Genomic DNA, 21899 nt, shown 5'->3' with positions numbered 1-21899 from the left:
AGTGGCATGGCTTATGCCGACTTAGACAATGACGGTGATTTAGATTTGGTGATAAATAACATTGACGAGCACGCTAGCATTTTAAAAAACAACACCAATATTGGCGAAAATAAACATTATATAAAATTCAAATTTCAAGGAGAAGCACCCAATCTTGAAGGCTTAGGAAGTCAAGTTGAGCTATTTTACGACGGACAATTACAAAAACAATACTTTACCCCATATAGAGGGTACTTATCAACTGTTGAGCAATCTGTTCACTTTGGCATAGGCAATATAAATGTAATAGATAGTGTACAGGTAACTTGGCCTAATGGTATTCAGCAAATTTTGAAAGATGTACCTGTAAATCAAGAAATTACTCTACATCAAAAAGATGCATCTGAATTAATAAAACCTGCAAAAAAAAGTAGTCTGGCATTATTTCAAGAAATTGACAGTATAGGTCTAGATTTTAAACATCAAGAAAATGAGTTTGTAGATTATAAAGTTCAACCCCTATTACCCCATATGCACTCAAAAAATGGACCTTAATGGCTGTTGCCGATGTTAATGGAGATGAGTTGGAAGATGTTTTCATAGGAGGTGCAGCTGGACAAGCAGGGACGCTAAAAATTCAACAAAATGACGGCACTTTTAAGGAAATTCCCCTCCAAGATGAATTATACGAAGACATGGGAGCATTATTTTTGGATGCTGATTCAGATGGTGACCAAGATTTGTATATAGTAAGCGGTGGTTCATCGCATGAAACTGGAGATACCTTATACCAAGACCGTTTCTATAAAAATGATGGTTCTGGGTCATTTACTAAAACCAATGCACTTCCTGAATTAAATATTAGTGGCGCTACCGTAAACGCCGCAGACTACGATAAAGATGGTGACTTAGATCTTTTCATTGGTGGCAGAATACGTCCTTGGGAATACCCTATGGCTCCTGAAAGTGTATTATTAAAAAATGAAAGCACTCCCAGCAATATTAAATTTGAAAAAGATAATCAACCTATTTCCAAAACGTTTTCCAATCTTGGCATGGTGACGGCTTCGTTGTGGACTGATTTCAATAACGATTCTTGGCTTGATCTTATCGTTGTAGGTGAGTTTATGGCAATCCGCTTCTTTCAAAACGACTTAGGTAAACTAAAAGAAGTGACCAGTGAAACAGGATTGAAAAATACCCATGGCTGGTGGAATAGTATCAATGCAGGGGATTTTGATAATGACGGTGACACTGACTATATCCTAGGTAATTTAGGACTTAATAGTCGGTATAAAGCAAATGCTAAAGAACCTTTATGCATTTATGCAAGCGATTATGACAAAAATGGAAGAATTGACCCTGTGATGTGCTATTACAACAACGGTAAAAACTACGTAGCGCACTCAAGAAGTGACCTCATCGACCAAATAAATGCCATGCGAGGGCGATTCAGAACATTTGAAGATTATTCAAAAGCTACATTTGAAGAATCATTCACTAAAGAAGAAATAAAAAATGCATATGTAGTTAAAAGCGAAACTTTTGCGAATGCTTACTTAGAAAATACAGGCGGAGGCAAATTTAAAATTAGTGATCTTCCAAGAACATCTCAAATTGCTCCTATATACAGTACCACAATTAGTGATTTTAATGACGATGGCAATTTGGACGTTTTAGCTATTGGTAATTTTTATAGTGGAGAAACTTTCGCGGGTCGGTATGATGCTTCCATAGGAACATTACTTGAAGGTAACGGTACAGGTCACTTTAATTCAGTTAATGTTGATAAAAGTGGCTTCTTTGTTCAGGCAGATGCAAAAGGACAAGTAAAATTGTTTACTACAAACGATGAGCTGATTATTTCTAGTGTAAATGATGGCAACCTTAAAGTTCATAAAAAGCTAAGCAGGGCGCAAAAGGTATATTCGCCTAAAAACAAAGATGCCTATGCACTCATTGAATACGAAAACGGTAAAAAACAAAAGATAGAATTTTATTATGGAACCGGATATTTGTCGCAAGGTAGTCGTAAACTAGTTATCCCGCAGAACGCTGTTTCCGTTAGAATATTAGATTTTGAAGGTAACGCTACCGAAATCCTTACAGTTCAATGAGAAATCTAATACTTCTATTGGCAAGTGTAGTTCTTTTGACCTCTTGTGAAACCAAAAAACCGAAGCGTTTTAAATTATTGAATCCGTCTGATACAGGAATAGATTTCAATAACCTTATTACAGAAAACGACAGTATTAATGTATTTAAATACATGAATATTTATACGGGAGCCGGAGTTGCTGTAGGTGATGTGAACAATGATGGCTTAACTGATGTTTATTTTAGTGGCAACATGGTTTCAGGGCGATTATATCTAAATAAAGGTGATTTAAAATTTGAAGATATTTCTAAAAAGGCTGGTCTTTTGAATAATAGCTGGGGCACTGGAGCATCAATTATTGATATCAATCAAGATGGTTTTCTAGATATTTATATAGCAGTTTCTGGCGGAGCCGAAGAATCAAAACGCGCCAACCTACTTTACATCAATAATGGCCCTTCGTCAAATTCAGGTGAAATTACTTTTACTGAAAAAGCAAAAGAATACGGTCTTGCAGACACAAGGCAATCCATGCATTCAGCATTTTTTGATTATGACAAGGACGGTGATTTAGACTTGTATTTATTGGTTAATCCTGCTGCTTATGAACATCAAGTGAATTCCAGCAATCCTAGAAAACTAGATGGGAAATCAATAAGTAATGACCGACTTTATCGAAACGAAGGCAATGGAAAATTTACAGATGTATCTCTAGAAGCTGGAATTTTAGTAGAAGGTTACGGCTTAGGTGTTGCCATCTCAGATATCAATAATGATTCTTGGCCAGATATTTATATTTCAAATGATTTTGTTGGTAATGATATTCTATACATAAATAAAGGCGACGGCACCTTTAAAGATGAGATTACAGAATACATGAATCATACATCTTACGCCGGTATGGGCAACGGTGTTTCAGATATTGACAATAACGGTAAACCCGATATAATGGTACTCGACATGAGACCGGAAGATAATGAGCGGCAAAAACTGATTATTTCGTCTACCGGTTATGACCGCTTTCAAATGATGCTCAATGCAGGTTATCAGGCACAGTACAGCAGAAATACCATGCAGCTAAATATGGGTGAAGGTGAGTTTAGTGAAATTGGCAATATGGCTGGTATAAGTAGTACTGATTGGAGCTGGAGTACGCTTCTTGCTGACTATGACAACGATGGGTATAAAGATATTTATATTACAAATGGATTTTTAAGGGATTTAGGAAACCTTGACTACATTCACTATCAAAACATATACGACAATCCACTTGGTGAGCGAGAAGCGAAAATCAATCAAAAATTAAAATCTATTCAAGAATTACCTCCAGCTAAACTGGTGAATTATTCATATCGTAATTCTGGCAATACAACTTTTGAAGACACTTCCGAAGATTGGGGAATAGTAGATGCAAGCTGCTCAAATGGTGCTGCATATGCTGATTTAGACAATGATGGTGATTTAGACTTGGTAGTTAATAATGTTAATCAACCTGCTTTTGTTTATGAAAATAGAACTCTGAACGATACCATCAATCATTATCTTAGAATACAGTTAATAGGAAAGCAAGGAAATCTTCAGGGTATTGGAGCCAAGGTTAAAATAACCACAAAAACCAGTACGCAGTTTGAGGAAAATTTCTTGAGTAGGGGCTATGAATCTAGTACAGATCCTATACTGCATTTCGGATTAGGGAAAGAAAATGTCGTTGAGCGAATTGAAATTTGGTGGCCAGACAATAGTTATCAAAACCTAACAGGTATTAAAGCGGACCAACAGTTACTTATAAAACAAACTGATCAAGTTACTTTAGAAAGCAAAGAGACAATCAGCCAAGATAAAACTTGGTTTAAGTCAACAACTGAAAAGTCAAAAATTGACTTTAATCATATCGAAGATGGTATGATTGATTTCAAAATTCAGCCCATTTTGCCGCACATGGCATCAAGAAATGGCCCCGGTATAGCTGTCGGGGATTATAATGCTGATGGTCTAGAAGATTTTTATGTGGGTGGTGGTTCTGGTCAATTTGGAGAATTTTTCGTACAAAATAAAGATGCAACTTTTAGCAAATCCACTATTCCATTTGATGTAAGTAAAGAGGATTTGGGTAGCCTTTTCTTTGATGCCAATAATGATGGCTATCTAGATCTTTATATAGTAAGTGGCGGAGTACTTTTAACCGAAGATTTTATTTATCAAGACAGGCTTTACCTAAATGACGGTTCTGGAAATTTTTTTAAATCAGATGCCTTACCACAAATCAAAATAAGTGGATCAACGGTAAACGCGGTTGATTTTGACCATGATGGTGATTTAGATTTGTTCGTAGGTGGTCGTGTAAATCCTGGTAAATATCCAATGCCGGTTAAAAGTTATCTCTTAGAGAATTTAGCCAATGAAGATGCAGAGAATATTAAGTTTAGAGATATCAGTAATCAAATTAGCGATTGGGATAAACTAACCATGGTAACCTCAGCACTTTGGACCGATTATGATTCCGATGGATGGAGTGACTTAATTGTTGTGGGTGAATTCATGCAAGTGGAATTTTTTCATAATGAAAAAGGCAAGTTAATACGTGCTACAAATACAACTGGACTTAAAAAAACAGAAGGTTGGTGGAATAGTATTAACGGAGGGGATTTTGATGGCGATGGAGACATCGACTATATTATTGGTAATCAAGGGTTAAACAATAAATTCAAGGCTTCAGAAAATGAACCGCTATCCATTTATGCTAACGACTATGACAAAGATGGTCGCATAGATCCAATAATGTGTTATTATAATGATGGCGAAAACTATATTGCTCATTCTCGAGATGAGCTTATTGGTCAAATAAGTGCTATGCGATTACGTTTTAAAACCTATAAATCATACGCAGAAACCCCTTTTGAAAAATCATTTTTACCAGAAGAATTAGAAAATGCCTATGTAGTGAAAAGTCATAATTTCGCTAGTAGCTATGTAGAAAACTTAGGAAATGGTAGCTTCAAAATAAGTGATTTACCAATAGCGGCTCAAATGGCTCCTATCGAAGGAATTGTTATTGAAGATTTTAATCAAGATGGTAATCAAGATGTGATTTTAACTGGCAACTCTTACTCAACTGATGTAGCTACAGGAAGATATGATGCTTTGAAGGGATTAGTTCTAAAAGGAAAGGGTAATGGTAGTTTTGAAACACTGTCTCTTAAGGAAAGTGGATTCATAAATGATTTTGATGGAAGTGGTTTGGCTAGCATCCGTAATAACATGGGAGATTTGCAAATTATTGCTGCCAATAACAATGGACCATTGAATATTTTTACAATAAATTCATCCGAAGAAAGCATCGAAATTATCAATGCAGAAAAAGAAACGCTATTTGCAGAAATCTTTTTCGAAAATGGGAAGAAAGTAAGAAAAGAATTCTACTACGGTTCAGGCTATTTGTCCAATAGTTCTAGAAGTATTCAAGCTTATAATAAAATAAAAGAAATAAAATTTACTGATGTATCAGGAAAAACAAAAACAGTATTTAGTAAAAGTGAAATCAAGTAGTCTTCTACTTTTTATTCTAATAGTAATCTCATCTTGCGGGCCGGAACATAATCAGGAAGGCCTTGACGCTTATTTTGAAGGAAGTATTTCGACTTACAATCGTAAACTTACTGACGTAATCGTTGCTGACATATTCACTCCACCCGTGGCAAGTAGAATCTATGCCTATGCCAATATTGCGGCATACGAAGGAATTCGGTTTGAAGATGCCTCAAAACAATCTCTAGGCGGTCAATTAAATGACTTAAATAAGTTAAGTGAACCAGAAGCCAATAAGGCTTATTACTACCCATTGACGTCTTTGGTAGCTTTTACTGATGTAGCCAAATCACTCGTCTTCGATTTAGAAAGGATTGACAACATACAGCAAGAATTGTTGAAAGAGGTTCAAGAAATTGGTATTGATAAGGAGACCTATGAAAACTCGGTTTCTTTAGGTAAAAAATTAGGGAAAGAAATTTTAGCTCGTGCCAGCAAGGATGGATATTTAAAAAGAACAGCGTTGCCGAGATTTAGTATTTCAGATACCACAGGTCGTTGGAAACCTACCCCGCCTGACTATATGGAAGCTATTGAGCCGCATTGGAGAACAATAAAACCTTTTGTATTAGATTCCGCGGGTCAATTTGATCCGGGACTTCCCACTTCCTTTGATGCTGAAAAGGATTCTAAATTTTATGAAGAGGCTAGTGAAGTATACGAAACGGTAAACAACTTAGATTCAACCAAACTAGAAATTGCCAAATTTTGGGATTGTAATCCTAATATTTCAACTACGAACGGTCATGTGATGTATTTTCAACAACAAATTTCACCTTATGGTGGCCATTGGGTACATATTACTGCCCAAATTTTAGAAGAGAAAAACTCTTCTTTATTAGAATCAGCTACTGCTCTTTCTAAAGTTAGTGTTGCCATCGCTGATGCCTTCATTAGCTGTTGGGACCAGAAATATAAGAGTAATCTAACTAGGCCTGAAACATTTATAAATGAACACATAGATCCTGATTGGGCTCCTATATTACAGACTCCTGCATTTCCTGAGCACACGTCAGGTCATAGTGTAGCTTCTTCCGCTGCCGCTACAATTCTGACTTCTATTTTTGGTGATAATTATGCTTTTGTTGATGCTACTGAAGTACCATACGGGCTTCCTGTAAGAAGCTATCAATCATTTAATCAGGCAGCTGAAGAAGCTGCCATAAGTAGATTGTATGGAGGAATACACTATAGACCGGCCATTGATCTTGGTGTAAAACAGGGTAGGGCAATAGGTAGTTTTGTTTTAGAGCGCTTAACTCTAGAATAATAACTAATAAAATAGCTTGCGTTGGAGTTGAAAAATTATATACAGTTTTATTAATAAGGACACAGGTTTAATATTCTTATTTTATTACTTTCTAGTATTTCAATACACCTTTAATCAACACAAGTCATTAGCTTACATTGATTGAGGGATGTTTCTTATATTTTATTTAGATTATATTTATATTTCAGAGATTTTTATGGAATAAAGCTTTCTGTAACAAGATACTCTTGCTATAATTTAAAATAATAGAGATATTTTTACTTGCTTTAATTGCGATTTTCGTTATAAATCAACAATTTTAATGAGGATTAGAGTAAGTTTTCTTTGAAGGCTTTACAATACAATGTATATTTGAATAGTAGCATAGAATATCATAGTATATTGAATGGTAAATATTTTTTTTCCTACTATTTATATATGATAGATATAATTTTTTTTGCTAAAAGAGAAAAGTCAGAAAACCATCAATTGCTAATTAATTACTGGACAATATAAAAAAGATGATTGTAAAGAAGACCATTACAGCAAATCCCGAAATCACTATAATAGGAACGGAACAGAGTTTAGTAACATCCCTTAAGAAAGTATATGACCATGCAGGTACTCTGGTCTATGATTTTGAAGTTAGCAGTGATGAACAAATGGTTCCTAAACCAATTACACTGCAATGGAAGGTTCCTGCGATTAATGTAAAGGGTATTTGGAAACCTACCACGGATTTCAATAAACGTATTCAGGCAGACTGGGAACTAGATAATATGGAATCTAGAATTTCTATAGATTCTCCGGTAATTTCTCTTTTTGGAAATAGTGATGAGAATGTTTTAACCTTTGCTTGTTCCAATGCTATCAATAAATTGGAAATGAATGCGCGTTTGCGTGAAGAAGACAATTGTTTTTATTGTCACATTACTTTTTTTACTGAACAGCATTATCCATTAAAAAACTTTAAAGTCCAATTGCGATTGGATAACCAAAACAAGCATTTTTCAGATAGCCTTAGAGCAGTATCTTCTTGGTGGGAAACTTTTGAACAGTTGAAGCCGGCATATGTTCCTGCTATTGCCAAAAAACCGTTGTACTCTACTTGGTACCAGTTTCATCAAAATCTAGATGTTCCATTACTTTTAAAAGAATGTAGATTGGCCAAAAATTTAGGTTACGAAGCTATCATCATTGATGACGGTTGGCAAACATTTGACACAAATAGAGGTTACGATTTTACGGGCGATTGGCAGCCGGATCGTATTCCTGAAATGGCAGAATTTGTAAAAAGTGTTCACGAAACGGGTATGAAAGTGGCCCTTTGGTATTCAGTTCCGTTCTGTGGCGAAAAATCAAAAGCCTTTAAACGTTTTAAAGGGAAGTACTTAACAGAAGACCATAGATGGGCTCCTGTTTTTGACCCACGGTATCCTGATGTAAGGCAATACCTTATCGATATTTATACAAATGCAGCTAAAGACTGGAATCTAGACGGTTTTAAATTAGATTTTATAGACGACTTTAGATTGTACAAAGACACACCTACTAAGCTAGGGTCAGATGCGGATTACGCTTCTATAAATGGAGCTGTTGACCGTTTGTTGACAGACGTAAAAAACGCTTTAACAGAAATTAACCCCGAAATCTTTATCGAGTTCAGACAGAAATATACTGGGCCGGCAATGCGTAAATATGGAAACATGTTCCGGGCTTTTGATTGCCCGGGAGATGCTACCATGAACCGATTGCGAATTGCAGATATACGTATGCTTGCGGGTAATACAGCTGTACATTCGGATATGGTTACTTGGAATGCAGATGAACCGTTAGAAATTGCGGCACTTCAAGTCATCAATACGCTTTTTGGTGTCCCTCAACTTTCGGTAATGTTAAGTGATACACCTAAGGAATATTTGAATATGATCGGATTTTATACCAAGTACTGGAATGAAAATGCTGATGTTCTTATGAACGGTGATTTCCTTCCTTCTAAACCTCTTGCCAACTATCCCACAGAAAGGGTATCTAAGAATGGGCAGGTAATTATTGGTGTTTATGATGCTTGGGTTACTGAGCTTAATGAAGCGCATAAACTTATAGATATCTTAAATGGTCAAATTGCAAATCAAGTTATCATCCGAAACACTAAAGATTTAGGAGCTTACCGCTGTAAAATCTATGATTGCCAAGGAAGTTTGATAAGGGAGGATAATGTAGTATTTTCGAAAGGTGTACTCGAAATAGAGGTTCCTGCTTGTGGAATTATAAGAGCCGAGAAAATATAGTAGACTTCAAATGACCGAAAAAGAAAAAATGATTAGCGGGGAACCCTATAATCCCAATGATAAAGAATTGGTTAAGGGAAGGTTAAACGCAAGAAGGTTGATGCGTGAAATTGAGGCCATACCTATGGATAAGGAACGGCAGCGCAAGCATTTTTTTAAAGAGCTTTTTGCCGAAACTGGTAAGAGTTTTTACATCGAAAATCGTTTTACATGCGATTATGGCTTCAATATTTATTGGGGAGAAAACTCATATGCTAACTTTGATTGTATTATTTTGGATGCCGCGCCGGTTTACATAGGTAAAAATGTGATGATAGCGCCAGGAGTAAGATTGCTTACGGCTACCCACCCTTTGGAATTTGAAGCCCGAAATTCAGGAATTGAATATGCAAAACCAATTCGTATTGGTGACAATGTTTGGATTGGTGGAGGTGTAATTGTAAATCCGGGTGTTACCATAGGTGATAACAGTGTCATTGGTTCAGGTAGTGTAGTCGTTAAAGATATTCCTGAAAATGTAGTAGCTGTAGGCAATCCGTGCCGCGTATTAAAGAAAATTGATAACTGATAGTTAAGTTATATTTATTGCTCAACACCAACTTAAAACACCAAAAATATGCTCTCAATAGTTTCTTTTGTAGGTTTTACACTCCTAGTAGCCGTCATCGCTTGGTATGCTACAAGAAGTACCAATGAAAATTCTGCTGATGGCTATTTTCTTGCCGGTAGAAGTCTAGGAGCAATCACAATTGCTGGTTCGCTACTTTTGACCAATCTTTCTGCAGAACAGATTGTGGGGCTGAACGGACAAGCATTTACCGAAGGTGTTCTGGTAATGGCTTGGGAGACATTGGCGGCTATTGCGATGATTATAACTGCTGTATTCTTGCTTCCTAGATACATGAGAGGTGGTATAACAACAATTCCGCAATTTGTGGAAGATAGATTCGATCATGGTACAAAAGCCATTCTTACGGCTTTATTCTTGTCAGGTTATGTTATTGTGGTGATTCCTTCGGTACTGTATTCGGGTTCCTTGGCTTTTAGTACAATGTTTGATCTACCTAGTCTTCTTGGACTGTCTGATACGGCCACGCTGTGGCTCTGTGTTTGGAGTATAGGTACTATTGGTATTATATATGCAATTTTTGGCGGATTGAAGGCTGTTGCTGTTTCTGACCTTATCAACTCAATAGGACTTTTGATCGGTGGTCTTCTTATTCCTGTTTTTGGGTTGCTGGCCATTGGAGACGGTAGTATTGGCGATGGAATATCTATTTTATGGGAAACTCATCCTGAGAAATTCAACGTAAAAGGAGATGTAGATGCTTCTATTCCTTTTGGAACTATTTTTACAGGAATGATGCTTGTGCAGATGTTCTATTGGGGAACGAACCAAGTTATTTTACAGCGTGTTTTTGGAGCTAAAAATTTAAAGGAGGGGCAAAAAGGAGTAATACTAGCCGCTTTAGTGAAGTTTTTGATACCAATAATCGTAGTGCTACTAAAGGTATTATTGCTTGGCATATTTTTGAAGGTAAACTAGACAATCCTGATCAAGCCTACCCTAAATTGGTTGCCACAGTGCTTCCTGCAGCATTTACAGGTCTTTTTGCTGCGGTACTTTTTGGTGCCATTCTAAGTTCGTTCAATAGTTTATTAAATAGTAGTGCTACTTTATTCGGATTTGATCTTTATAGACAATATTTTAAAAAGACCGCTACTGAAATAGAAACAGTAAAGGCGGGTAAGGTGTTCGGTCTTGTACTTGGCATTTTAGGAATGTGCGTGGCACCGTTGATTGCGAATGCTCCACAAGGACTTTTTGCTTGGTTACAAGAAGCAAATGGTTGTTATAGTATTCCAATTCTAACCGTAATCGTTATTGGTTTCTTTACCAAACGCGTACCGGCAATAGCCGCTAAAATTGGGGTGATTTCAGGGGTTGTTCTGTATTCTATAAGTCAGTTTATTATCAAGCCCTATTTTGTAGATAATGCACTTGCTGAGGCTGCTCAGAATGGTATAACTGAAACAAAGGCCTTGAGTGTGATACAGGCAGAAGCTTATCCACACTTTTTACATGTAATGGCTATTTTATTCGTTCTGAACATTATCATCATGTTGGTAATCGGAAAACTCTACCCAAGGGATACGGATTACGAACCTATGACTACGGATGCTGTTAGTGTTGAGCCATGGAAATATGCTTTTATAGCAGGGGCAGCTATCACAGCTTTGGTATTGAGCACGTATTTGATATTCTAAACTGGGAAGAATTTAAAACTGAACAACAACACCCAATGTTCCGGGGCCAAAGTTGAGGTTCCAACTCGTCTTTTTAGCTTGGTCGTTGTATTTTTCGTCGTATTTTTTATCAAGGTATCTGTCAATAGATTCTACGGTAGCTACGCTAATTGCAACCGCAAAAACAAAGTCACTTAAATAATGCTGACCGTCCCAAATACGGGAAATTCCGGGGATAGCTCCCAAAGTGTAAACACCTGCTTTTATCCACGGGCTTTTAAATTGCTTACCAATAGCATAGGCGTTGGTAAATGCCAATAATGCGTGCCCTGATGGAAAAGAATGATAGTTTCGGTTTGAATTGAACGGGTCAAAAGTATCTTTCCCTTTTTCCGCAACGGGCCTTGCACGACCTACAACAGATTTTAAAACTTGCTGTAAAAAACCTGAAGAAGTTGCAGATGCAATTAGAAGAACACCCGTACGGCGAAGTTTTTCATTCTTGGTGATTAGTCCCGCCAAGTAAACTCCTGATGTTGCTAAATAATTATTTTCTGGGCTACCATAAAGTTCGCCATATTCACGAATAACATGTGGTACACTTTCTTTTTGTCTTTGTATAAACTCAGAGCTTTCTTCATCAAAAAGATAAATTGCTCCCGTACCAGCTACCACACCGCCTAATTGTGCCCACTGTTGGCCCTTCCAATGAACTGGTCTAGCATAGGAATATCCTACACCTTTAAACATATTTACAAAGTCGTATTTAAACATATCCCACCTTTTTTCAGTAGGTGCTACAATAGAATCTTGAGCGTATGTCCCAATTGTAAAGAAAATAAAGAGTAAGGCTATGGTCTTTTTCATAATAAATGCAAAACTAGATGTATTCTGAAAACCTTCAATGTTTAAAGCCGAAAAAAATAGACGCTATCGGTTAGATTGGCTGTATTTGTGTTAGTAGAGCCAGAATCTTCTGATAAAATACGAAATAAATGAATAGAAATATCAATAATGTGGTTGATGAAAGAGAAGAGGTATACGTTAGAAATAGATTTCTTGGGCAAGACGAAAGGTATTGGCATGGGCGTCAACAATAGTTTTTATATCCGGAGAGTAGCCGCCGCCCATACTACATTGAACAGGTATTTGAAGCCGGTTGCAAGTTTCCAATACAAACGCATCCCTTTCTTTGCAACCTTTAATACTAAGCCCTAAAGTTCCAAGTTTGTCCGAAGCAATAACGTCTACACCGCAAAGGTAAAAGATGAAATCTGGTTTTTCTTTGGAAATCAGTTTAGGTAAGGTTTCTTTTAATAAGGACAAATAGTCCCTATCACCAGTATCTTTGGGAAGGGCAATGTCTAAATCCGATTGTTCTTTCTTAAATGGATAGTTACTGGCCCCGTGCATGGAAAATGTAAATACGGAAGCATCGTTCTGAAAAATTTCTGCAGTACCGTTTCCTTGGTGCACATCTAAATCAACAATAAGTATTTTTTTAGCCAAGCTTTTTGCCTGTAAATATCTTGCTCCAATAGCCTTAGTCGTTCAACATACAAAAAGCTTCACCATGATCAGAGTAGGCGTGGTGCGTTCCACCGGCAATATTCATGGCTATACCGTTTTCTAAAGCATATAGGCAACCTTTCATTGTGCCATCTGCTATCATCCGTTCGCGCTCAACTAAATCTTCGGTCAGTGGAAACCCTATTTTTCTGGCTTCACGAGATGGAATTTTTATATTTAAAAGATCATAGAAGTATTCTGGGTCGTGAACAGCAACAATGTATTTATCGTTTGGTATTTCTGGCTCAAAGAAGTTTTCAAGCGTACACGTGCCTTCATGTAAAAGCTGTTTGGGTAACAACTCGTACTTAAGCATTGGAAATCGATGCCCTTCGGGTAAGGAATGTTTGTAAATAGGGTGATACGCAATCTTGAGCATACTGCAAATATAGGAGGTCTATTTCCTTTTTGAAATCAAGAAATTGTAAAAGCAGACGGGTAAGTTTTTGAAGAGAGAAATTGCCTAGGCTACTTTCTTTAAAAGGTCAAAACAAGGACAGCGCCCACACCTTTTACTTTCATTCTTTTTATACTTTTTACAACACTTACTTTTCAGCTTCGCGTTATCTGCAAGTGCATTTTCAACTTTACGTTGTAGAAGTTCGGATTTTGCTCCTTTTTTATCCTTCTTTTTGGACGATTTCTTCTTTTTTGACACGGGTCTTAGTTCTAGATAGAGAACAAATGTAGTTATTTTAAATAAATCTAAATAAGCTTTAAAAGTTAAAATTGATGTTTAGCTTCAATGAGATTTTAATGCAGGGTAGTTTTAGCGTGTTGGTTTTGAGTACTTTATTCTGATGTAGAACCTCGTCTATCCTTTAATAGAAGAGATATTGGAAAAATTTATAACCTATTTTTTATGCAAGGCCAACTGAATTCGTTTTCTTGGAATATCAATGGACAGAACCTTTACAGTGATTTGTTGATTAAGATGTACATGCTCGTTCACGTCTTTCACGAATGTATCTGATAAATTGGACACATGAATAAGACCACTTTCTTTAATGCCTATATCTACAAAACATCCAAAGTTGGTAATGTTGTTCACAATACCCGGCAATAGTTGACCTTCTTCTAAATCTGTAATAGATTTGATATTTTGATTGAAAGCGAAAACTTTGGCTTTCTCACGACGGTCAAGACCTTACTTTTCAAGTTCCTCTACAATATCCTTTAGAGTGGGTAAGCCTATGGTTTCAGTACAATAGGACTCTAGTTTTACGCTTTTTAAAGCACTACTGTTTCCTATTAATTCTGTGAGCGGAATTCCTTTGTCCTTGGCTATTTTCTGAACTATGGAATAGCTTTCTGGGTGTACGGCAGAATCATCCAATGGATTCTTAGCATCTTTTATCCGAAGAAAAGCTGCTCCTTGTTCAAACGCTTTACCACCAAGACGGGCTACTTTTTTAATTTCCGTTCTGCTTGTAAAAGCTCCATTTTCATTTCGGTAGGCAACAATATTTTCTGCCAATTTCGGGCCAATTCCCGATACATAACTCAATAAGGGAACACTAGCGGTATTTATGTTCACTCCAACGGAATTCACACAACTCTCTACGACACTATCTAGCGAAGTCTGAAGCTTACTTTGGTCAACATCGTGTTGATATTGCCCAACACCAATAGATTTAGCATCTATTTTTACGAGCTCTGCCAATGGATCTGCTAATCGTCTTCCTATAGAAACAGAACCTCGTACGGTTACATCGTAATTGGGGAATTCATCACGAGCTATTTTTGAAGCGGAATAAATGGATGCTCCCGCCTCACTTACTACAAAAACTTCAATAGGATTTTTAAAATGAATACGTTTTACCAATTGTTCGGTTTCACGGGATGCCGTTCCATTACCAATGGCAATAGCTTCTATTTTATACGCGTCACAAAGCGAACTTATTTTTTTTATGGCTTCGGTATCCTTGTTCTGCGGGGCATGCGGATAAATGTTTTCATTGTGTTCTAAATCTCCTTGTGCGCTCAAGCAAACTACTTTACAGCCTGACCGGAAGCCAGGGTCTATTGCTAAAATCCGCTTTTCACCTAAAGGAGCTCCCAATAGGAGTTGTTTCAAGTTTTTAGAAAATACCATAATGGCATCATCATCTGCTTTTTCTTTTGCGTTTTTGAGGATTTCATTCGATAATGAAGGATAAAGTAAACGCTTGTATGCATCCGCTATAGCCAATTCAATATGAGGCGTACAGGAATTGTTGGATTTTATAACTCGGTCTTCAATACGCCGAAGCATCTCATCAGCATCAATCTCTATTTTTACGCGGATAAAACCTTCGTTTTCGGCACGTAAAATGGCCAAAAGACGGTGAGAAGGACATCTTTTTAACGCTTCGCTCCAATCAAAATAATCACGAAATTTTTGCGCTTTCTCATCTGCCTTCTTGGTTGCGATAACTTTTGTTTAAAGCGCTTCGCTCTAATTGGTTTCGTACTTGGTTTCTTATAGATATACGCTCGTTAATCCATTCTGCAATAATATGTCTTGCACCTTCTAAAGCTTCATCCGTATTGGCAACTTCACCATTGGTATATTGGTTGGCAGCCGCTTCAATATCATTATGGTTTTGAGCCATAATCATTTTAGCTAGAGGCTCTAATCCATTTTTACGAGCGGTTTCGGCCTTGGTCTTTCGTTTTTTCTTGAATGGTAGATATAAATCTTCAAGCGTAACAAGGTCGTCAGTCTGTTCAATTTTAAGCCGAAGCTCAGCAGTTAATCCGTCTTGCTCTTCTATAGCTTTTAAAACTGCAATTTTTCGTTTTTCAAGTGCTTCAAACTGCGTTTTAAATTGTACAATGGCTCCAATCTGAACCTCGTCTAAATTGCCCGTTATTTCCTTTCTATAACGCGAAATAAAAGGTACGGTACAATCTTGGTTAAGAAGTTCTACTGTATTCTCAATACTCTTTTGAGGGAGTTGAGTATTTTTTGTGATGAAGGAAATGAGTTGCATATGACTTTATTAACGACCGTTGAAAATAGTTGAGACAATTGAGAAAATCTTAGGCAAGCCTTTAAGGAATTTAGCTTATCCCTTCCCCATTGCCAACACTGTCTTCATCTGGGTTTACAAAAACCAGTTTTCCGTCTGCGTTTTCAGTCATTAAAATCATGCCTTCACTTTCTACACCACGCAATGCTCTTGGAGCAAGGTTGATAAGAACGGTAACTTTTTTGCCAATCACTTCTTCAGGGGTGAAACTCTCTGCAATACCAGATACAATAGTACGTGTGTCCAAGCCAGTATCAACTTTTAATACTAGTAATTTCTTGGTCTTAGGCATTTTTTCGGCTTCCAAAATGGTGCCTACTCGCATGTCTAGTTTTGTGAAATCATCAAAATTGATAGTATCTTTCTGTGGCATAAGTTCTTTGTTCTCGTTTTCGTTTGCCTTTTTTGTGGCTTCAAGTTTGTCTAACTGAGCTTGTATTTCGCTGTCTTCTATTTTTCTAAAGAGTAGCTCGCCCTTGTTAATTTTATGATTAGCAGGAAGCAATGTTTCTTTGATAGAAACTTCTGCCCATGAGGTATCAACTTCACCAGAGCCAATAGCTAATATATTTTTTAGTTTTTCAGCAGTAAACGGTAAAAATGGTTCGCTTAATACAGATAACGCTGTTGCAATCTGAAGGGCAACAAACATAATTGTCTTAACACGTTCTTCATCTTGTTTAACTACTTTCCACGGTTCTTCATCTGCCAAATACTTATTACCCAGACGTGCTAAGCTCATAAGTTCTTGACCTGCTTCCCTAAAACGATACCGCTCTATAGAGCTAGAAATGGTTTCCGGGAATTTTTGAAGTGACTCTAAAGTCTCCTTATCTACCTGAGAGAATTCAGAAGGCGTAGGAACAATACCATCATAGTACTTATTGGTTAAGACCACTACGCGGTTTATAAAGTTTCCGAGTATAGCAACCAGTTCGTTATTGTTTCTAGCTTGAAAATCTTTCCAAGTAAAATCGTTATCCTTGGTTTCAGGAGCATTCGCAGTTAAGGTATACCTAAGTACATCTTGCATATCCGGGAATTCCTCTAAATATTCGTGCAACCACACCGCCCAGTTCTTTGAAGTAGAAAGTTTATTGCCCTCTAGGTTCAAGAACTCATTGGCAGGGACGTTTTCAGGTAGAATATAGTCACCATGTGCTTTTAAAATAGCCGGAAAGATAATACAGTGAAAAACAATATTATCCTTTCCTATAAAGTGTACTAGCTTGGTGTTTTCATCTTTCCAGTAAGGCTCCCAGTCTTTTCCTTCACGGGCTGCCCATTCTTTTGTAGACGAAATATATCCGATAGGCGCATCAAACCAAACATATAGCACCTTTCCTTCACCACCTTCTACAGGAACAGGAATACCCCAATCTAAATCTCTTGTTACAGCACGTGGTTTTAATCCATCGTCAATCCAACTTTTACATTGACCGTAAACGTTGGGTTTCCAATCAGATTTATGACCTTCTAATATCCATTCCTTTAGAAAATCTTCATAACGGTCCAAAGGTAAGAACCAATGCTTGGTTTCTTTGGTAGTTGGAACCGTACCGGTAATTGTAGATTTTGGATTGATGAGGTCCGTTGCGTTTAAGGTTGAACCACAATTTTCACATTGATCTCCATATGCTTCTTCATATCCGCATTTTGGGCAAGTACCAACTACAAAACGGTCGGCCAAAAATTGTTTCGCTTCGTCATCATACAATTGTGCCGTAGTTTCTTCAATAAAATCGCCTTGCTCATAAAGCTTCACAAAAAAATCAGAAGCTGTTTTGTGATGAATTTCCCTAGATGTTCTAGAGTAATTGTTAAAAGTGATGCCGAAATCCTTGAACGATTTACGAATGATTCCGTCGTATTTATCAATAACCTCTTGAGGAGTAATACCCTCTTTTTTAGCTTTCATTGAGATAGCTACACCATGCTCATCGCTTCCGCATACAAAAGCAACATCATTGCCAGTTAAGCGTAAGTAACGTGCGTAAATATCTGCGGGCACATAAACACCGGCCAAATGACCAATGTGTATTGGGCCATTGGTGTAAGGCAACGCGGCTGTAATGGTATATCTCTCTGGGTGTTTTAGCTTCTCGGCCATTGATTTCGAATTAGGGTGCAAAAGTACTGATTTTGCACTGCATTACACAAGAGGATTTGTTAGCTAACAAACGAAAGTTAAAAGAATGATTTTTAATTAAATAGGTAGAGGTCCTGCAGTTCAACGAATATGTATACGAATTTGGTAATGGTACAGTTTTATATAAGAGTCCCTTATTTAACCATTAACTTAAACACATAAACCATGAGTACAGGAAACCCAAACAAATTTAAAATTTTAGAAGATATTAAAGAAGGTGCGGAAGCGGCAATGAATAGTCAGGGAAAAGAAGATGTAGCCCGACTTTATAAAAATAAAGGTTCTCGTGTCTCAAAAGAACTATCGTTCAAGACTAAAAATGATAAGTCTAAATGGAGTTAATAGTAGACAAAGTCTTTTCTTGAGATATGACGAAAAGCAACTAAAAAACCTTCGCTAATGGATTACCATTGGCGAAGGTTTTTTTATGAAGTGAATCTAGTAAGGTTATGCGACCATTACAGATTTACTCATTTTATGCTGCTGCACTTGAATGCGATAAATATATTTTCCCGCAGCCAAATGACCATAATGTTTTCCTTAATATTGATCTCGTTCACACCTTCGGACATTATAGCGTTACTGATTGTACCAACTTTTTGTCCTATAATATTAAAAAGCTGAATATCTACATGGGCCGTTACTGGCATTTCTAAGTAGATATGTGGTGAGTTGTCCGTTGGGTAGAACGGTTTATGAACTATAGAGTTCAGTTGTTCGCTATTGGGTACTACAGGTTTATCGGTCAATCCGCCATTTTCTGACGTAGGTATTGTTGGTTCTCCATCGCTATAAACAACGTCAGGGAAATCAGTACCACTACAGTTAAACCCAAGATTTACCGGAGCGTACGTATGTCCTAATAAATGCTGTTCTACTAGAGGTATGGGTACACAAAGCCATTCCGCCAAAACGGTAGCATATAAATCTCTAAAATCCATTGTGTATTCTAGGTTTCCTCTACCATCAGGATTATCAAGTGTAGGATGTTCGCCTACAAAAGCACTGCCCTGCAAACCAGGTCCGAAAAATAGAGTAGGAGCAGCTTTACCATGATCCGTACCGTTAGAGCCATTTTCAAAAATACGCCTCCCGAACTCGGAAAACGTCATACTAAGCACATTGTCATCTTGTTCCGTATATGCTAAATCTTCATAAAAATTATCAATAGCAATAGAAAGGTTACTCATTAAACGCTCATGAGCCAAAGGTTGGTTACCATGTGTGTCAAAACCACCCATAGATATCATATAGACCTTAGTTCTAAGTTGCCTTTTATTAATCGGGCTAGTAGCGCCAATTGTTTAGCAAAACTATTTTCTTGATATTCTACTTGATTTGCTCCACGTGACCATGCCTCGTGAATTACTCCTGAATATTCATATGTGGTATTGGCAACTCCTCTTAAGAATTGCAATTGGTCACCATACATACAATCATTGAACAATTCTTGTTCAAGACCGTAACGTACACCAGATTCTGCTATTTCTTCTAGTTGTTCCACATTTGAGGTTACAAATGCATAATTAGTTTCATCTCCTTGAAAAACCAAGCTTCCAAACTGACCAATTTGAATGGCAGCCGGTGCAGGTGGGGGAGATACGAGATAATCTGGGTAACATTCTTCAAAATGCCTTCCCATCCAACCTGTGTTGAGCCCGCTGAAACCCGTTGAGGTTAAATCGGTATTAGCAAAAACGTCGGATCCCGTAAAATGCGATAGACTTTGGCCTTCGTATCCTACACCATGAACAGCTTTAAACTGACCTTCGCTCCACATAGGTTGCAAGGACTTCATATAAGAAGGTATACCAAACTCATCGGTAAGTTTCAAAACTTTACTTTCTGGAATATATATATTAGGTCGTGCCTTGGCGTATGAATCGTATTGTTCAATAGGAATAACAGTGCTAAGTCCATCGTTTCCGCCAGAAAGTCGAATTAAAATTAAAATTTTATCCGTTTCTGAATTGGCTATTGCCGCTGTTAAGGGTGATGGTGCAGAAGCGGTAAGCATATTACTGCCTAGCATCATGGAGCCAGAACCGGCAATTCCTAAAGCCTGTAAAAATGAGCGTCTGCTCCAAGATTTATGTTCTTGATCGTGGCCATCGTGTTCTAGGCCTTTATGGGGATCTGTGTGGTGAGTATCGCACATAGTAGTAGGTTTACTTTAGTTGAAATTCGGGTTGTCTGGCTAAATATTGTAAGAGTAGATATACTTGGGTGGGGCCTTCCATGGAGGTTTGCAAAGACCAACTTGGGGTTGAGCCGCCTTCATAGTATTGTTCTTGAACGTCACTTCTAAAAATGACATATGCCTTATTGTATTCTGAATCGTTAAGTAAACCTTTGGGTAAAATAAAATCAATGATTGCTCTTGCGATTACATCGGGATTACTTGCATTACCTTCATTCACGCTAACGAGAGATAGGCCAAAGGCTCTAAACTGCTCATCATCTGAATTAAAGAATTCTTCCATGATAGTTTCTATGGTCAACCACCGGCCAATCATAAAGTTGGTATTGATCCAAGAACGGTTTCGTTGCCAACCCGCCACATCAAATGGGTCAAACATACGCTGACTAAGAAGTCCGCTGTAATTTATCAGACTGGCCAAAACGGTATCGTCATAACTAAAGCTACTTTCTTTGAGTATATTAAAATAGAAGTCATAAGGACTCTTGATGATCACGCCAATGGCTTCGTCATCAAAGAAATGTTGACTTTTAAATAATTGTGAAAGCACTGGGGCAATTTCAAAATCGTTGGCAATGAACGTATCTGCCATGCCAGAAATTATAACTTGTGCGTTACCCGCATTATCGTTAGAATCTGGATGTACAAAAAACTCGTATAATTTTTTGCAGATAAAACCTGCTATTTCCGCTGGTCGTTGTTCAAATAGAATATTGATAACATCGTCATAACCCCAGTTCCCTGTTTGGCCTAGAATGGTCTTACTATCCGTATCATGCTTTTCAGGGTCAAAAGTTACTTGCTCGCAACCTAATTCGCCACGCTCAACATAACCGGAAAGAGCACGTGCCGTTTCTACAATATCTTCTTCCGTATAATTATTACCCTCACCTAAGGTAAAAAGTTCATAAAGTTCTCTTGCATAGTTTTCGTTGGGGTTGTGTCCATTATTATAAACTCCATCTAGGTAATATAACATGGCATCTGTAATCCCAATTTCACTTGTAAATGTTTTAAAATTGCCTAGCGAATTGCGCTGTAGACAATTAACGTAACTGTAAGAAATGGAGTACACTGGTATATATCCAGTTCTGTAACAAAATGATTGCTCCAGAAAAAGCTCATGCGATCGCGAAGGGTGTTATTCAGCATACTTTCAGCGTATGCTAAACTAAAGTCGTCTTCTTGTTTTCGCTTTAATTGACCTTTTAAGGTACTATCTTCAGGGTAATTGCTGTTGTTCCAATCTGCCCATTCGGGCTTGGGTATAGTTGGAGCACTAGCAGCTTGAGACATTATTGCATTTACAATGGTCTCTGCAGTAGAACCCACAGCTTGGTCAATAGTTTGGACCGAAGCGCTAAATCCAAGTCTTCTATACAGATGAGCCGCCCTGTTTCTGTCTAAGGGAGTAGTATACGGTGCCAAAGGCGCCGTATTACAGTTAACAAAATATTCCATAATTTTCGTAGGCTTTAAAGAACAGTTTCATGTGTTTGGGGCTAGTTCTTAACGCAC

At 37.5% G+C, this 21899-nt stretch carries 10 protein-coding genes and 5 pseudogenes; 8 read left to right on the top strand and 7 right to left on the bottom strand.

Annotated features, from left to right (window positions below):
- The first annotated feature begins 6 nt into the window (after positions 1-6).
- The 7 genes and pseudogenes from Q5W13_RS06730 to Q5W13_RS06700 all read left to right on the top strand — a co-directional run bounded on the left by Q5W13_RS06730 (position 7) and on the right by Q5W13_RS06700 (position 11470).
- Positions 7-534: an ASPIC/UnbV domain-containing protein gene (locus tag Q5W13_RS06730; RefSeq protein ID WP_304445800.1), complete on the top strand. Its 528-nt coding sequence runs from the start codon at positions 7-9 to the stop codon at positions 532-534.
- Complete coding sequence (locus tag Q5W13_RS06725) at positions 534-2096, top strand: FG-GAP repeat domain-containing protein (RefSeq protein WP_304445799.1); 1563 nt, start codon at positions 534-536, stop codon at positions 2094-2096. Before Q5W13_RS06730 ends, Q5W13_RS06725 begins: the two co-directional genes overlap by 1 nt.
- The gene (locus tag Q5W13_RS06720; RefSeq protein WP_304445798.1) at positions 2093-5623 is read left to right on the top strand and encodes a VCBS repeat-containing protein; all 3531 of its coding nucleotides are present in this window, start codon (positions 2093-2095) and stop codon (positions 5621-5623) included. The genes Q5W13_RS06725 and Q5W13_RS06720 overlap by 4 nt, the downstream gene beginning before the upstream one ends.
- Complete coding sequence (locus tag Q5W13_RS06715; RefSeq protein WP_304445797.1) at positions 5610-6932, top strand: vanadium-dependent haloperoxidase; 1323 nt, start codon at positions 5610-5612, stop codon at positions 6930-6932. The genes Q5W13_RS06720 and Q5W13_RS06715 overlap by 14 nt, the downstream gene beginning before the upstream one ends.
- A 500-nt stretch (positions 6933-7432) precedes the next feature.
- Positions 7433-9202 carry a glycoside hydrolase family 36 protein gene (locus Q5W13_RS06710; RefSeq protein ID WP_304445796.1) on the top strand — a complete coding sequence of 590 codons (1770 nt, stop codon included), beginning with the start codon at positions 7433-7435 and terminating at the stop codon, positions 9200-9202.
- A 10-nt stretch (positions 9203-9212) separates the two neighbouring features.
- Complete coding sequence (locus tag Q5W13_RS06705; protein ID WP_304445795.1) at positions 9213-9770, top strand: sugar O-acetyltransferase; 558 nt, start codon at positions 9213-9215, stop codon at positions 9768-9770.
- Between the two features lie 48 nt (positions 9771-9818).
- Positions 9819-11470 (top strand): annotated as a pseudogene (locus Q5W13_RS06700) (solute:sodium symporter family transporter).
- Positions 11471-11482: 12 nt separating this feature from the next.
- On the opposite strand, the gene Q5W13_RS06695 reads toward Q5W13_RS06700, so the two are convergent.
- The 5 genes and pseudogenes from Q5W13_RS06695 to metG form a co-directional block, all read right to left on the bottom strand.
- Positions 11483-12316 carry a phosphatase PAP2 family protein gene (locus Q5W13_RS06695; protein ID WP_304445794.1) on the bottom strand — a complete coding sequence of 278 codons (834 nt, stop codon included), beginning with the start codon at positions 12314-12316 and terminating at the stop codon, positions 11483-11485.
- 177 nt (positions 12317-12493) lie between these two features.
- Positions 12494-13397: pseudogene (locus Q5W13_RS06690) on the bottom strand (histone deacetylase family protein).
- 84 nt (positions 13398-13481) lie between these two features.
- Positions 13482-13676 (bottom strand): hypothetical protein, encoded by a 195-nt coding sequence (locus Q5W13_RS06685; RefSeq protein ID WP_304445793.1) that lies wholly within the window; start codon positions 13674-13676, stop codon positions 13482-13484.
- Positions 13677-13871: 195 nt separating this feature from the next.
- Positions 13872-15993: pseudogene (locus Q5W13_RS06680) on the bottom strand (Tex family protein).
- Between the two features lie 70 nt (positions 15994-16063).
- Positions 16064-18142 (bottom strand): methionine--tRNA ligase, encoded by a 2079-nt coding sequence (gene metG, locus Q5W13_RS06675; protein ID WP_304445792.1) that lies wholly within the window; start codon positions 18140-18142, stop codon positions 16064-16066.
- A gap of 204 nt (positions 18143-18346) precedes the next feature.
- Here metG and Q5W13_RS06670 point away from each other — a divergent pair, with 204 nt between their 5' ends.
- Positions 18347-18523 carry a hypothetical protein gene (locus tag Q5W13_RS06670; RefSeq protein ID WP_304445791.1) on the top strand — a complete coding sequence of 59 codons (177 nt, stop codon included), beginning with the start codon at positions 18347-18349 and terminating at the stop codon, positions 18521-18523.
- Between the two features lie 105 nt (positions 18524-18628).
- On the opposite strand, the pseudogene Q5W13_RS25730 reads toward Q5W13_RS06670, so the two are convergent.
- Positions 18629-20339: pseudogene (locus Q5W13_RS25730) on the bottom strand (DUF1501 domain-containing protein).
- A gap of 10 nt (positions 20340-20349) precedes the next feature.
- A pseudogene (locus Q5W13_RS06660) lies at positions 20350-21842 on the bottom strand (DUF1800 domain-containing protein).
- Positions 21843-21899: the final 57 nt, after the last annotated feature.

It is taken from the genome of Zobellia laminariae, assembly GCF_030553095.1.
Classification (GTDB): domain Bacteria; phylum Bacteroidota; class Bacteroidia; order Flavobacteriales; family Flavobacteriaceae; genus Zobellia; species Zobellia laminariae.
Note: the sequence above shows the minus strand (reverse complement) of the source record. Positions and strands in the feature narration are given on the sequence as shown.

Coding starts and splice junctions, on each gene's coding strand:
- Q5W13_RS06730 (WP_304445800.1), top strand. CDS start 7: ATGGCTTATGCCGACTTAGACAATGACGGTGATTTAGATTTGGTGATA.
- Q5W13_RS06725 (WP_304445799.1), top strand. CDS start 534: ATGGCTGTTGCCGATGTTAATGGAGATGAGTTGGAAGATGTTTTCATA.
- Q5W13_RS06720 (WP_304445798.1), top strand. CDS start 2,093: ATGAGAAATCTAATACTTCTATTGGCAAGTGTAGTTCTTTTGACCTCT.
- Q5W13_RS06710 (WP_304445796.1), top strand. CDS start 7,433: ATGATTGTAAAGAAGACCATTACAGCAAATCCCGAAATCACTATAATA.
- Q5W13_RS06705 (WP_304445795.1), top strand. CDS start 9,213: ATGACCGAAAAAGAAAAAATGATTAGCGGGGAACCCTATAATCCCAAT.
- Q5W13_RS06695 (WP_304445794.1), bottom strand. CDS start 12,316: ATGAAAAAGACCATAGCCTTACTCTTTATTTTCTTTACAATTGGGACA.
- metG (WP_304445792.1), bottom strand. CDS start 18,142: ATGGCCGAGAAGCTAAAACACCCAGAGAGATATACCATTACAGCCGCG.
- Q5W13_RS06670 (WP_304445791.1), top strand. CDS start 18,347: ATGAGTACAGGAAACCCAAACAAATTTAAAATTTTAGAAGATATTAAA.